Raw genomic sequence first — 14419 nt, forward strand, 5'->3', positions numbered from 1 at the left:
TGATCCGTGACCCGGACGCGTTACCGCACCATGCACGGCGCCTTGTTGTTGAACTTCCACCCCGGGATCAGGAACTGCATGGCGATGGCGTCATCGCGCGCGCCCAGACCCTTCTCCTGATAGAGACGGTTGGCACGTGCCAGCGCGTCCATGTCGAGTTCCACGCCCAGCCCCGGCGTCTTGGGCACCTGCACCAGGCCGCCCTCGATCTTCAGCGGGCTGCGCGTCAGGTGTTCGCCGTCCTGCCAGATCCAGTGCGTGTCGATGGCGGTGACGCGGCCCGGCGCGGCGGCCGCCACGTGGGTGAACATTGCCAGCGAGATGTCGAAGTGGTTGTTCGAGTGCGAACCCCAGGTGAGGCCCCACTCCGCGCACATCTGCGCCACGCGCACCGAGCCCTGCATGGTCCAGAAGTGCGGGTCGGCCAGCGGAATGTCCACCGAGTGCAGGCGCACCGCGTGGCCCATCTGGCGCCAGTCCGTGGCGATCATGTTGGTGGCCGTCGGCAGGCCGGTGGCGGTGCGGAACTCGGCCATGATCTCGCGGCCCGAGTAGCCGTCCTCGGCACCGCAGGGGTCTTCGGCGTAGGCCAGGATGCCGTGCTTGTCGCGGCACAGGCGGATCGCGTCGGCCAGCAGCCAGCCGCCGTTCGGGTCCAGCGTCACGCGCGCCTTGGGGAAGCGCTCATGCAGCGCGATGATGGCTTCCATCTCCTCGTCGCCGCTCAGCACGCCGCCCTTGAGCTTGAAGTCGTTGAAGCCGTAGCGCTCGTATGCGGCCTCGGCCAGGCGCACCACGCCCTTGGCGTCCATCGCCACTTCATTGCGCACGCGGAACCATTCGTTGTCGGCGTTCGGCTCGGTGCGGTAGTCCAGCGTGGTCTTCTGGCGGTCGCCCACGTAGAAGAGGTAGCCGAGCATCTCCACGGCGTCGCGTTGCTGGCCTTCGCCGAGCAGCGCGGCCACGGGCACCTGCAGGTGCTTGCCGAGCAGGTCGAGCATTGCCGCCTCGATCGCCGTCACGGCATGGATCGTGATGCGCAGATCGAAGGTTTGCAGGCCGCGGCCACCGGCGTCCCGGTTCGCAAACGTCGCACGCACCTTGTTCAGCACGGCCTGGTACTGGCCGATCGGCTGGCCCACCACCAGCGGACGTGCATCCTCCAGCGTCTGGCGGATGCCCTCCCCGCCCGGCACCTCGCCCACGCCGGTATTGCCGGCGCTGTCCTTGAGGATCACGATATTGCGGGTGAAGTACGGGCCGTGGGCGCCGGACAGGTTCATCAGCATGCTGTCATGGCCCGCCACGGGCACGACGGTCAGCTCGGTGACGACGGGCGTGGCAACGCCGGCATGTTGGGATGCGGTCATGTGGATCTGTCTCCGAAATCGCGTTTCAGGGTGATGCCGGGTTCGCGCTCCAAGACGAGACTGCGCCCTGCTTGTGATGTTTGGCCGTCATACGGCGACAGATCGATGCCGATTATTGCAAGTGGCCTCGCAAACCTGTGCGTTATCTGTCATCGTATGACTTACGACGCAGTATAATGAGCGCATCTTGCGCCGGTCAATACCTCAGTTTCCCCTACCCATGTCCAATGTCCCGATGACTTCGCCCGCCCCCCTGCGCCGCCGCGGCCGTACGCTTGCCGAGGAAGTAGTGGGTAACCTGACCGACAGCATCCAGCAGGGCCAGATCAAGCCCGGCGACAAGCTGCCCACCGAATCCGAGATCATGGCCACGCTTGGCGTGAGCCGCACGGTGGTGCGCGAGGCACTTTCGCGCCTCCAGGCCAGCGGCCTGGTCGAGACCCGCCACGGCATCGGCACCTTCGTGCTGGCCCGCCCGGTCGAGACCCATTCGCCGTTCCGCATCGACCCCTCGGCCATGGTCACGGCCATGGACGTGCTGGCGATGCTGGAATTCCGCGTCAGCCTGGAAGCCGAGGCCGCGAGCCTGGCCGCCACGCGGCGCAGCGACGAGCAGCTCACGGCCATTCGCCGCGCGCTCGATGACATGAAACGCAAGGCTTCCGAAGGCAGCGATGCCGTGGGCTCGGATTTCGAGTTCCACCTGTCCATCGCGCGCGCCACCGGCAACCGCTATTTCACGGACATCATGGGCCACCTCGGCACGATGGTGATTCCGCGCAGCCGCCTGCAGGTCAGCACGCCCGAGCGCGAGCAGTACCTGGAGCGCGTCAACTTCGAGCACGAGAGCATCTACGATGCGATCGAGCGCCGCGACCCCGAGGCCGCCAAGGCCGCCATGCGCATGCACCTGACCAACAGCCGCGAGCGCCTGCGCAAGGCTTCCGCCATGGCAGGCTCCACCGGTTCTCCCGCCTGACGCCATGCGCGCGGCCCCTTTTGGCAGTTGGGGGGCGGCGCGGTTGCGGGCGACTTTCCGATGTCATATGATGTCTTATGACATGTTTCTGATACGACGCAGGATCGATACACCATGACTCTTACCGGCGAGATGCTGATCGGCGCGACTGCCGTACGCGGCACCGAAGACACTTTCCAGGCGATCAACCCGGCCACGGGCGAGACGCTGGCCCCTACGTTCCACGGTGGCAATGCCGCAGATGTGGACCGCGCCTGCCAACTGGCCGAGGCGGCCTTTGATACCTATCGTGCCACCACGCCCGAGCAGCGTGCGCGCTTCCTCGAATCAATCGCCGAAGGCATCGAGGCACTGGGCGATGAACTGGTCCAGCGCGCGCACGCCGAGACGGCGCTACCCATCGCCCGCCTGCAGGGCGAGCGCGGCCGTACCGCCGGCCAACTGCGCCTGTTTGCGCGCGTGGTGCGCGATGGCCGCTGGCAAGACGCCACGCTCGACAGCGCCCTGCCCGAGCGCACCCCGCCGCGCCCCGACCTGCGCATGCAGAACATTCCCGTGGGTCCGGTGGCCGTGTTCGGCGCCAGCAACTTCCCGCTCGCATTCTCGGTGGCCGGTGGCGATACCGCTTCCGCGCTGGCCGCAGGCTGCCCGGTGGTCGTGAAGGCCCACCCGGCGCATCCGGGCACCTCGGAACTGGTCGGACGTGTGATTCAAAAGGCAGTTGCCGACAATGGCCTGCCGGAAGGCGTGTTCTCGCTCGTGATGGGCGCCGGCATCGCCATCGGTACGGCGCTGGTTGCCCATCCGGTGATCCAGGCCGTGGGCTTCACCGGCTCGCGCACGGGCGGCATGGCGCTGGTCAAGGTCGCCAACGAGCGTCCGCAGCCGATTCCGGTCTACGCCGAGATGAGCAGCATCAACCCGGTCTACCTGCTGCCCGAAGCGCTCGCCGCGCGCGGCGAAGCCATTGCGCGTGACCTGGTGGAATCGCTGGTGATGGGCGTGGGCCAGTTCTGCACGAATCCCGGCCTGCTGCTGGCCATCGAAGGCCCGGCGCTGGACGCCTTCCGCGCCGCCGCCGTGGCAGCGGTGTCGGCCAAGGCCGCCGGCACGATGCTGACGCCGGGCATCCATCAGGCGTTCGAGCGTGGCGTGGCCCAGCTGTCCGCCGTGGAAGGCCTGACCCGCCCGGGTTGCGGCCTGGCGGGCACGGGTCCGAACCAGGCGCGTCCGGCGTTCTTCGAGACGACCGCCGAGCGCTTTATCGCCGATCACCGCATGCATGCCGAAGTGTTCGGCCCGTCGACGGTGCTCGTCACCTGCCGCGACGTGGACACGCTGCTGGCCGTCACCCGCATCCTGGAAGGCCAGCTGACGGCCACGGTGCAGGCTGACGCCGGCGACCAGGCCGTGGCCGCGCACCTGCTGCCGGCGCTGGAACGCAAGGTGGGCCGCGTGCTGTTCAACGGCTACCCGACCGGCGTGGAAGTGTCGTTCGCGATGGTGCACGGCGGTCCGTTCCCGGCCACCTCGGACACCCGCACGACCTCGGTGGGCGCTTCGGCGATCGACCGCTTCCTGCGTCCGGTGTGCTACCAGAACGTGCCGGCCGCCCTGCTGCCGGCAGCCGTGCAGGATGGCAACCCGCTGAACCTGTGGCGCCTGAAGGACGGCGAACTCGGCCGGGCCTGAGCCTCGTCCCAGTCCTGATGAACGAAAAAACGGCCGCGCAAGCGGCCGTTTTTCATGGCGGAGGGCGTTCCAGCCGCGGTCAGGCGGCAACCCGCACCGGCGCCGAACTCGGCGTGGTGACCGGCGACGATACCGGCGGCGGAATCACCGGCGCGTTGCCGCGCGAGCGCCCCGAACTCAGGTAGTCGGCAATCGACTCCTGCGTGACTTCGCCGAGGTAGACCCCCTCGCCATCCACCACGGGCAGCCAGCTCGTGTTGTGCTGGTACATGCGCGACAGCACGATGCGCAGGTGCTCGTCGAACGCGGCGCTGACCGCGAACGGGCGCAGCACGTCGGCGCAGCTGCCGCCCTTGGCCAGCGCGTTGCGCACGTCGCGGCGCGTGACGTAGCCCAGCGCGCGCTGTGCATCATCAATCACCGGCAGGTGGCGCACGTCGGCTTCGTCCATCACGCCGAACGCCTCCGCCAGCGACATGTCCGGACGGCAGCTCGGCGGCATCGTCGCGGCATCGCCCGCGCGCACCAGCAGCAGGCGCTTGAGCGTGTTGTCATGGCCGATGAAGGCCTGCACGAAGTCGTCCGCCGGGTGGGCCAGCAGCGCGTCCGGATGGTCGAACTGCACCAGTTGCCCGCGACGGAACACGGCCACCTTGTCGCCCAGCTTGATCGCCTCGTCGATGTCGTGCGACACCATGATCACGGTCTTGCCCAGCTGGCGCTGCATCTGGAAGAACTCGTTCTGGATGCTCTCCCGGTTGATCGGGTCCACCGCGCCGAACGGCTCGTCCATCAGCAGCACGGGGGCGTCCGCCGCCAGCGCGCGGATCACGCCGATGCGCTGTTGCTGGCCGCCCGACAGCTCGCGCGGGTAGCGGCCCAGCATCTTGTCCGGGTCGAGCTGCACCATCGACATCAGCTCCCGGGCGCGCTCGCGGCAGCGGCGCTTGTCCCAGCCGAGCAGGCGCGGCACGACCATGATGTTTTCCTCGATCGTCATGTTCGGGAACAGGCCGATCTGCTGGATCACATAGCCGATCTTGCGGCGCAGCGTCACGCCGTCGATGCCGGCGGTGTCCTCGCCCTCGATGCGGACCGTGCCCGAGGTGGGCTCGATCAGCCGGTTGATCATCTTGAGCGTGGTGGTCTTGCCGCAGCCCGAGGGGCCCAGGAAGACGCAGATCTCGCCCTTGGGCACCGTCATCGAGACGGCGTCCACGGCGCGCACTTCGGTGCCGTCCTTCTGGTGGAAGGACTTGGTGAGTTGGTCGAGTTCGATCATGGTTGGCGGATTCCTTTCGGCGTCAGCGCGCGCTGCAGGGCTTGCAGGCCGGCGTCCGCCGCGATGGCGAGCACGCTGACGAGGACCGCGCCCACCGCCAGCTTGCTCATGTTGCTCTGGCTGATCGCTTGCAGGATCAGCACCCCAAGGCCACCGGCGCCAATGATGGCGGCAATGGTGGCCACGCCGATGTTCATCACCACGGCCGTGCGCACGCCGCCCAGGATCACCGGCACGGCCAGCGGCAGGTCCACCAGCCGCAGCCGCTGCCAGGTGGTCATGCCGATGCCGCGCCCGGCCTCCTGGATGCCGGGATCGACATTGGCCAGCGCCGTGTAGGTGTTGCGCATGATCGGCAGCAGCGAGTACAGGAACACGGCGGTCACCGCCGGCACGTAGCCGAGCGCGTGGCCGAAGCGCGCAAAGATCGGGATCATCAGCCCGAACAGCGCGATGGACGGCAGCGTCAGCACCACCGTGGCCAGCGCCAGCAGCGGCGTGGCCAGGAAGCGGTGGCGCGTGATCAGGATGCCGAGCGGCACGCCGATCAGGATGGCCAGCCCCACGGCGGAGCCCACCAGCGCCAGATGCTCGCCGGTCAGGCGCAGCAGCGTCGGCCAGCTATGCGCGAGATAAGTCAGCAAATCCATGGGCGGCTCCTCAAATCAGACCGTGGCTGCGCAGGAAGTCTCCCGCCACCTTGTCCACCGGCTGCTGGCCGATATCGACCTGATAGTTCATGTCGGTCATCGCCGCGTTGTCGAGCTGGGCGGACAGCGCGTTGAGCAGGCCGGCCAACTCCGGCCGCTTGTCGAGCACGGCCTTGCGGACGACTGGCACGGCGTTGTACGGCGGGAAGAAGTGCAGGTCGTCTTCGAGCAGCACGAGGTCGAAGCCCTTCACGCGGCCATCGGTGGTGTAGACCAGGCCCAGATCCACCTGGTTGTTCTTGAGCGCGGTGTAGACCAGGCCGGGATCGAGCTGGATCACGTCCTTGCGGCCCAGCGGCAGCTGGTAGGCGGCCTTGAGCGGCTCCAGGCCGTCCGGGCGCGCGGCGAACTCCATGTCCACGGCGAACGGGCGGGCCTTGTCATCGGCGGCCTTCTCGCGCAGCTTGGCGGCGTATGCGGACAGCGTGGTCAGGCCCGGCTCGGCGCGCTCCTTCGGCATGGCCAGCGCGTAGGTGTTGTTGACCCGGGAGGCGTCCAGCCAGATCAGCCCCTTGGCGGCGTCCAGCTGCTTCACGCGGGCGTAGCTCTGCTCGGCGTCCAGCTTTTCCTCGACCTTGTTGAAGACGATCAGCGCGGTGCCGGTGTAGTCCCACACCACGTCCAGCTGGCCGGACTCCATGGCCTGGCGCATCAGCGTGCTGCCCAGACCCGAGGTGACTTCCGTGTTGATACCCTTGGCGCGCAGGTACTGCGTGGTCATCGACGACAGGATCAGCTGCTCGGTGAAATTCTTGCCGCCCACCCGCACGGGCTCGCCAGCCGGCTGTTGCGCGCGGGCCGGGGCGGTGCCCAGCAGCACTGCGGCAGCCGCCACGCCCACCACGGCGAACAGCCAGAACAGCCGGCGCTCCCAGTTTCGTTGCATTCCCATGTGATTCAGCTCCTCAGTACGCCAGCCCACGGCGGCGCAGATAGATATGGCCGGCGGCGGCGAACAGCGCGTCCAGCAGCAGCGCGAGCAGCGCGGTAGCCGCGGCGCCCAGCAGCAGCAGCGGCTGGTTGTTCAGGTAGATGCCCGGGAAGATCAGCTCGCCAAGGCTGTTGGCGCCAATCAGGAACGAGAGCGGCACGGTGCCCACGTTGATCACCAGGCTGATGCGCACCCCGGCCAGGATCACGGGCAGCGCGTTGGGCAGTTCCACGCGCACCAGGCGCTGGCACGGCGTCATGCCGATACCGCGCGCGGCCTCGCGCAGGGCCGGCGAGACGTTGCGCAGCCCTTCGTACGTATTCCGCACGATGGGCAGCAGCGACGCCAGCCAGAGCGCCAGCACCGCCGGGCGCTCGCCAATGCCGAGCACGGCCAGCGCAAGTGCCAGCACGGCCAGCGACGGCACGGTATTGCCGATATTGAAGATCTGCATCAGGCGGTCCGCCCAGCGGCGCATGCAGGGCCGGCTCAGGGCGATACCCGCCGGCACGCCGGTGATGAGCGCCAGCGCCATCGAGATGGTGACCAGACGGAGGTGGTCGCCCACGTCGTACAAGAGACGCTCGTGATACCGATGAATCACATCCACACCAATCCACGCGACCAGACCGGCCAGCGCAGCGGCAATGACACCGCTCCAGGCCAGCGCCCGGATGGTTTGCTTCGACATATTCCCCCTTTCCAAAGCCAGGGGCGGCACCATGAGAATCAGGCGCCACTTCCCGGAAGCGGAAAACAAAAGGGCCGGCGGTAGTTCGGATGGGTGCCCGCCGGGGCCCGGTTCAGATTGCCTTGCCGCCATGACCGGCACGATTGCCGGCGGACGGACTTGTGGCTGCCACGCGAAAGGGGCGGGACAGCCTTGTGAAGGGGATTCGCGCGGTAAAGCTGTGGCGCGGATCGCCCGATAGCGGCGCAATCGGATCACATCGATCCGGCTTGGCCAGTGGCGGCGACTGGTGTCGTTGTGAAAACGCGCTTCGGTGGGCGCCGCCGGTCAATCGGCCGTTGCTGGACAACGGATTGCGGGGATTCCGGCACAGACCGGCCCACAGCAATTTCCAGCAACGGATGACAAAGAGAGCGCTATTCTACACAACTTCTGCCAACCTGTCATCTTCGCGTTTTCCGCAGCGGTTTCGGGCGGCTTCTTCTGCGATCTGGTAGCGATCTTCCAACTGCTGATACGCCGGTCACCCCGTTGCATCCATGCGCCGACTGCATGCTCACTTGCAACATGAGTGGAACAATCTGTTGCCCGTCGGCCGTCTACCGCTTTGCCACCAAACCCCTACATTTACGGGTATGCAGAGACGGCCGAGGGCCGTCCGCCACAGGAGAACAAACAACATGGAAACCCGCACTCTCGCCACCGTTCCGGCCACCGCCCAGGAGACCGTAGCGCGCTCGCGCGCCGTCGACCGCGTGGTGCGCGGCATTGCCACGTCCGATGGCGCCGGCGTAAAGCTCACCCGCGTGCTGACGCAGAACCTGCAACGCCGGCTGGACCCGTTCCTGATGCTCGATGCCTTCGGCACCGACAACAAGGACGACTACATCGGCGGTTTCCCCGATCACCCGCACCGGGGCTTCGAGACCATCACCTACATGCTGGCTGGCCGCATGCGTCACCGCGACAGCGCCGGCAATGAAGGGTTGCTCGAAGGCGGCGGCGCGCAGTGGATGGTGGCCGGCTCCGGCGTGGTGCACTCGGAACTGCCCGAGCAGGAAGACGGCCGCATGGAAGGCTTTCAGCTCTGGCTGAACCTGCCCGCCGCGGACAAGATGACCACGCCGTGGTACCGCGACATGCCGGCCACGTCGATCCCGACCGTGGCACTGCCCTCGGGTGGCACCGTGCGCGTGCTGGCTGGCGCCACCCACGGCGTGGCCGGGGCCATGACGCGCCCGGTCACCGCGCCGATCTACCTCGACGTGAACCTGCCCGCCGGGCAGACCTTCACGCAGGCCCTGCCGGCCGGCCATAACGCCTTTGTCTATGTGCATCAGGGCGAAGTGCGGATTGGCGACGCGGTGGTGGAAGCGCAGCGCATGGGCGTGCTGGACAACAGCGGCCAGGCCGATGGCGTGGTCGTGACCGCCTCGAGCGACGCGCAGTTCCTGGTGATTGCCGGCCAGCCGCTGAACGAGCCGATCGCGCAGTACGGTCCGTTCGTGATGAACACGCAGGAACAGATCTACCAGACGCTGGCCGACTTCCGCGAAGGCCGCTTTGGCGTGGCAGCCAATGCCGCGTGATGCGCTGACTGACGCCTGACCGATAGCTCCCTGCCCCGGCGCCCGCCGGGGCCCTTGCTGACCGCCGCCCTGTCCTCGTGACAGCGCGGCGGTTTTTTCATGCCCGCGTGCTCGGCACGCGACTTGCAACCTGCCTGTAACCGTTGTGGGCCATGGCCTGCGGCCGGAAACGGCCCGCCGAACCCCCGCGCACTTATATAATCCACAGCAAATTCCGGGCATCACGACACCATGATGATGACAACCTGCCGCGCGGCGATGCTGCGCCACGCACAGCCGCTGTCACGTGCCTGATTTCAACGTTGCTGCCACAACAATCCGAGCCGCCTCAGTGACATTACAACTTCCCCCCAGGCTGGCGCTTGCCCACATCACCAAGCGCTATCCCGGCGTGACCGCCAATGACGACGTGAGCCTCTCCGTCGCTCCCGGCGAGATCCACGCCGTTCTTGGCGAGAACGGCGCCGGCAAATCCACCCTCATGAAGATCATCTTCGGCGCGGTCCGCCCGGACGCCGGCGAGGTGCACTTCAACGGGGCGCCGGTTGCCATCGCCAGCCCGCACGATGCCCGCAACCTGGGCATCGCCATGGTCTTCCAGCATTTCTCGCTGTTCGACACCCTGACCGTGACCGAGAACATCGCGCTCGGCCTGCCGCCGAAGGAAGTCGGCGGGATGAAGCAGCTGGCCGAACGCATCCGCGCCACGGCGGCGCGCTACGGCCTGCCGCTGGAGCCGAACCGCCACGTGCACACGCTGTCCGTGGGCGAGCGCCAGCGCGTGGAGATCGTCCGCGCGCTGCTGGCCCGGCCGCAGCTGTTGATCCTGGACGAGCCCACCTCGGTGCTGACCCCGCAGGCCGTGGAGACGCTGTTCGTCACGCTGCGCCAGCTGGCCGAGGAAGGCACCAGCATCCTCTATATCAGTCACAAGCTCGACGAGATCCGCGCGCTGTGCCATCACGCCACCGTGATGCGGATGGGGCGGGTGACGGGCGTCTGCGACCCGCGCGCGGAAAGCGCGGCGTCGCTGTCGCGGCTGATGATTGGCGGCGAGCCGCCGCGCGAGGCCCGCGTGACCACCGAGCGCGGGCCGGTGCGACTGGCCGTGCGCGACCTCTCGGTGCCACGCGCGCACGCCTTCGCCACCGAACTGCAACAGATTGCGCTCGATGTGCATGCGGGCGAGATCGTCGGCATCGCCGGGGTATCCGGCAATGGCCAGCAGGAACTGCTGGCGGCGCTCTCCGGCGAGGACCCGCGCGGCGCGGCGGGCAGCGTGCAGATCGACCACCAGCCGGTGGGCCGGCTCGACGCCGCCGCCCGCCGCCGCGTGGGGCTGGCCTTCGTGCCCGAGGAACGGCTGGGCCGGGGCGCGGTGCCGGGCATGAGCCTGTCGGCCAATACCCTGCTGTCGCACCAGACGCCGCCCTATGTGCGGGGCGGCATGGTGTCGCCGAAGGCAGCCGAGGGCCTGGCAGCCGGCATCATCAACCGTTTCCGCGTCAAGGCCAGCGGGCCGGCGGCGCTGGCGCGCAGCCTGTCGGGCGGCAATCTCCAGAAATTCATCGTCGGACGCGAGATCGAAAGTGGCCCGAAAGTGCTGATCGTGGCACAGCCCACCTGGGGCGTGGACGTGGGCGCCGCCGCGCAGATCCACAACGAGATCCTCGCGCTCAAGGCCACCGGCTGCGCCGTGCTGGTCGTGTCCGAGGAACTCGACGAGCTGTTCGGGCTCTGCGACCGGCTCCATGTGATGGCCAAGGGTCACCTGTCGCCGTCGATTCCCGTGGAATCGGCCACGCGCGAGCAGGTGGGCCTGTGGATGAGCGGATTGTGGGAAGGCGGGCCGGCCAGCGAACGGCCGCACGCCGCCACGGAGGGGGCTAGCCATGGCTGATCTCCGCTCCCCGCTGACGCTGGCGCCGCGCGGCGCCCCGTCGCGCCCGATGGCCTATGCCTCGCCGGTGTTCGCGCTGGTACTGACGCTGCTGTTCGGCGCGCTGCTGTTCCTGGTGCTCGGCAAGGACCCGGTGGCCGCGCTCAAGGTATTCCTGGTCGATCCGCTCAAAGACAAGCGCGCGATTGGCGAGGTGCTGCTCAAGACCGTGCCGCTGGTGCTCTGCGCGCTGGGGCTGTCGGTCTGCTACCGGGCCAATGTCTGGAACATTGGCGCCGATGGGCAGCTGATCCTCGGCGGCATCTTCGCCGGGGCCGCCGTGCTCTATTTCGACACACCGGGCCACACCATCGCCGGGCCGGCGGTGCTGGTCATCGCCGGGCTGGCCGGCATTATCGGCGGCATGGCCTGGGCGGCCATCACCGCGCTGCTCAAGGACCGCTTCAATGCCAACGAGATCCTGGTCTCGCTGATGCTGACCTACATCGCCCAGCAGTTGCTGCTGTGGGTGGTCAACGGGCCGCTGAAGGACCCGGCGGGGATGAACTTCCCGCAGTCGAAGGTGTTCTCGTCCGAGTTCCTGCTGCCGAACCTGCTGTCCGGCTCGCGGCTGCACGTGGGCTTCCTGGTCATGCTGGTGCTGGTGGCGGCGATGACGGTGTTCGTCTTCCGCAGCTTTGCCGGCTTCCGGCTCCAGGTGGGCGGCACCGCCCCGCTGGCGGCGCGCTACGCCGGGTTCTCGTCGCGCAAGGCGCTGTGGAGCGCGCTGATGATCTCGGGCGGCACGGCCGGGCTGGCGGGCGCGTTCGAGGTAACGGGGCCGATCGGCCAGCTGCTGCCCTCGATCTCGCCCGGCTACGGCTTCACGGCCATCATCGTCGCCTTCGTGGGGCGGCTGCATCCGGTGGGCGCCGTGTTCGGCGGCATCGTCATGTCGCTCTTCTATATAGGCGGCGAGATGGCGCAGTCGCGCCTGGGGCTGCCCTCGGCCATCGGCTGGGTGTTCCAGGGCATGCTGCTGTTCTTCCTGCTGGCGTGCGACACGCTGATCGACAACCGCCTGCGCTGGCGCGCCCGGGCCGCCTGAACCGGAGCCGACAAGAATATGGAACAACTCGCTCCCCTGATCGCCACGGCGATCAACGCCGGCACCCCGCTGCTGCTGGCCGCGCTGGGCCTGCTCGTCAACGAGCGCGCCGGCGTGCTCAACCTCGGCGCCGAAGGCATGATGCTGGTGGCTGCCGCGTTCGGTTTCATGGTCGGCTACCAGACCCAGTCGCCGATGCTCGGCTTCGCGGCCGGCGCGCTGGCCGGCATGCTGATGGCTTCGCTGTTCTCGTGGCTGGCGCTGGTGCTGGCCACCAACCAGGTGGCCACGGGCCTGGCGCTGTCGATCTTCGGCACCGGCCTGTCGGCCTTCATGGCGCAGCGCTTCGTCGGCTACGCCATGCCCGCGCAGGCCAAGTCGGTGCCGTTCCTGGCCGACCTGCCCTTTGTCGGGCCGGCCTTTTTCCAGCATCACTGGATGGTGTATTTCAGCATTCTGCTATGTGCTGCGATCGCCTGGTTCCTGTTCCGCACGCGGGCCGGGCTGACCCTGCGCGCGATTGGCGAGTCCCCGGAGTCCGCCCATGCGCTGGGCTACCCGGTGCGCTGGATCCGCTTTGGCGCCCTGCTGTTCGGCGGCGCCTGCTGCGGGCTGGCGGGCGCGTACCTGTCGCTGGTCTATACGCCGATGTGGGTGGAGAACCTCGTCTCGGGCCGGGGCTGGATCGCGCTGGCGCTGACCACCTTCGCCACGTGGCGCCCGGGCCGGGTGCTGGTGGGCGCGTGGCTGTTCGGCGGCGTGACCATTCTCCAGTTCTATTTGCAGGGCATTGGCGTGTCGGTGCCGTCGCAGGTGCTGTCGATGCTGCCGTACGCGGCCACCATCGTCGTGCTGGCGCTGATTTCGCGGAACCCGGCGTGGATCCGGCTCAATATGCCGGCCTCGCTGGGCAAGCCGTTCCGCCCGGGCAATGCCTGATTTTTCGTCGTTTTTCGAGCCAACCAGTCGTCAAAACCAAACGCATCACAAGACGTTTTTCAAGGAGAGATCGATGATCGTGTCACGCAGGACCACCCTGGCAGCCCTGGCCGCCACCGCCGTACTGGCCCTGGCCGGCTGCGGCAAGAAAGAGGCCGACAAGCCGGCCGAGACGGCAGGCCCGGCCTCCGCGCCAGCCGCCGCCGCCAGCGAACCGCTCAAGGTGGCATTCGTCTACATCGGCCCGGTGGGCGATGCCGGCTGGACCTTCGCCCATGACGCCGGCCGCAAGGCGGTGGAAGCCAAGTTCGGCGACAAGGTGAAGACCTCGTTCGTCGAGAACGTGCCCGAGTCCGCCGCTGACGCCGAGCGCGTGTTCCGCGACCTGGCCAGCCAGGGCAACAAGCTGATCTTCGGCACCACGTTCGGCTATCAGGAGTCGATGCTGAAGGTGGCCAAGGAATTCCCGGACGTGAAGTTCGAGCACGCCACCGGCTTCAAGACCGCCGACAACCTCGCCCAGTACGACGTGCGCACCTATGAAGGCGCCTACCTGGCCGGCGTGGTGGCCGGCAAGATGAGCAAGTCGGGCAAGATGGGCGTGGTGGCGTCGGTGCCGATTCCCGAGGTCATCCGCAACATCGACTCGTTCGCGCTCGGCGCACGCAGCGTGAACCCCAAGGCTACCGTCAAGGTGGTGTGGGTGAACAAGTGGTTCGATCCGGGCAAGGAGCGCGAGGCCGCCACCACCCTGATCGGCCAGGGCGTGGACATGCTGATGCAGAACACCGACTCCGCTGCCGTGGTGCAGACCGCGCAGGAGAAAGGCGTCTACGCGTTCGGCTGGGACAGCGACATGAGCAAGTTCGGCGAGAAGGCCCACCTGGCTGCCTCGGTGATCACCTGGGGCGTCTACTACAACAAGGTGGTGGAAGACGTGCTGAACAAGCAGTGGAAGAACAGCACCACGTGGTGGGGCCTCAAGGAAGGCATGATCGACCTGAAGGGTTTCAACGCCGTGGTGCCGGATGACGTGAAGGCGCTGGTCGAGGAACGCAAGAAGGGCGTGATCGACGGTACCGCCCCGATCTGGAAGGGTCCGCTCAAGGACAACGCCGGCAAGGAACAGCTGGCCAAGGATCAGGTCGCCGACGACAAGTTCCTGCACGACATCAAGTTCTACGTGGAAGGCGTGGAAGGCAACGTGCCGGGCTGATCGCCGGTTTCGGCCTGACTGACCGCCCCTCCG

General features: G+C 67.6%; 12 protein-coding genes. 7 read left to right on the top strand and 5 right to left on the bottom strand.

Annotated features, from left to right (window positions below):
* Positions 1-20: 20 nt before the first annotated feature.
* Complete coding sequence (gene gudD, locus KHO18_RS03060) at positions 21-1370, bottom strand: glucarate dehydratase (RefSeq protein ID WP_211942758.1); 1350 nt, start codon at positions 1368-1370, stop codon at positions 21-23.
* Between the two features lie 220 nt (positions 1371-1590).
* Between gudD and KHO18_RS03065 the strand changes: the two genes are divergently transcribed.
* A complete protein-coding gene (locus KHO18_RS03065) occupies positions 1591-2349 on the top strand; it encodes a FadR/GntR family transcriptional regulator (protein WP_144197507.1) in 759 nt (252 codons plus the stop codon).
* Positions 2350-2463: 114 nt separating this feature from the next.
* Positions 2464-4041, top strand: coding sequence for an aldehyde dehydrogenase (NADP(+)) (locus tag KHO18_RS03070; protein ID WP_211942759.1), 1578 nt, complete (start codon positions 2464-2466; stop codon positions 4039-4041).
* A 79-nt stretch (positions 4042-4120) separates the two neighbouring features.
* Here KHO18_RS03070 and KHO18_RS03075 read toward each other — a convergent pair whose 3' ends face one another.
* The 4 genes from KHO18_RS03075 to KHO18_RS03090 are packed head-to-tail and all read right to left on the bottom strand — an operon-like array spanning position 4121 to position 7655.
* The gene (locus KHO18_RS03075) at positions 4121-5323 is read right to left on the bottom strand and encodes an osmoprotectant ABC transporter ATP-binding protein OsmV (protein ID WP_144197505.1); all 1203 of its coding nucleotides are present in this window, start codon (positions 5321-5323) and stop codon (positions 4121-4123) included.
* Positions 5320-5973, bottom strand: coding sequence for an ABC transporter permease (locus tag KHO18_RS03080; RefSeq protein WP_144197504.1), 654 nt, complete (start codon positions 5971-5973; stop codon positions 5320-5322). The genes KHO18_RS03075 and KHO18_RS03080 overlap by 4 nt, the downstream gene beginning before the upstream one ends.
* A gap of 10 nt (positions 5974-5983) precedes the next feature.
* Entirely contained in the window at positions 5984-6925 is a 942-nt protein-coding gene (locus tag KHO18_RS03085) for a glycine betaine ABC transporter substrate-binding protein (protein WP_211942760.1), read from the bottom strand.
* Between the two features lie 13 nt (positions 6926-6938).
* Complete coding sequence (locus KHO18_RS03090) at positions 6939-7655, bottom strand: ABC transporter permease (RefSeq protein WP_211942761.1); 717 nt, start codon at positions 7653-7655, stop codon at positions 6939-6941.
* Between the two features lie 680 nt (positions 7656-8335).
* Between KHO18_RS03090 and KHO18_RS03095 the strand changes: the two genes are divergently transcribed.
* The 5 genes from KHO18_RS03095 (at position 8336) to KHO18_RS03115 (ending at position 14386) form a co-directional block, all read left to right on the top strand.
* Positions 8336-9244, top strand: a complete 909-nt coding sequence (locus KHO18_RS03095) for a pirin family protein (RefSeq protein ID WP_144197501.1) — start codon at positions 8336-8338, stop codon at positions 9242-9244.
* A gap of 331 nt (positions 9245-9575) precedes the next feature.
* On the top strand, positions 9576-11144 hold the full coding sequence (locus KHO18_RS03100) for an ABC transporter ATP-binding protein (protein ID WP_211942762.1): 1569 nt from the start codon (positions 9576-9578) through the stop codon (positions 11142-11144).
* The gene (locus KHO18_RS03105; RefSeq protein WP_144197499.1) at positions 11137-12231 is read left to right on the top strand and encodes an ABC transporter permease; all 1095 of its coding nucleotides are present in this window, start codon (positions 11137-11139) and stop codon (positions 12229-12231) included. Before KHO18_RS03100 ends, KHO18_RS03105 begins: the two co-directional genes overlap by 8 nt.
* A gap of 18 nt (positions 12232-12249) precedes the next feature.
* Positions 12250-13170, top strand: a complete 921-nt coding sequence (locus KHO18_RS03110; protein WP_211942763.1) for an ABC transporter permease — start codon at positions 12250-12252, stop codon at positions 13168-13170.
* A 73-nt stretch (positions 13171-13243) separates the two neighbouring features.
* Complete coding sequence (locus tag KHO18_RS03115) at positions 13244-14386, top strand: BMP family ABC transporter substrate-binding protein (protein ID WP_149136482.1); 1143 nt, start codon at positions 13244-13246, stop codon at positions 14384-14386.
* The last annotated feature ends 33 nt before the right edge of the window (positions 14387-14419 follow it).

This window comes from Cupriavidus campinensis, assembly GCF_905397395.1.
Lineage (GTDB): Bacteria > Pseudomonadota > Gammaproteobacteria > Burkholderiales > Burkholderiaceae > Cupriavidus > Cupriavidus campinensis.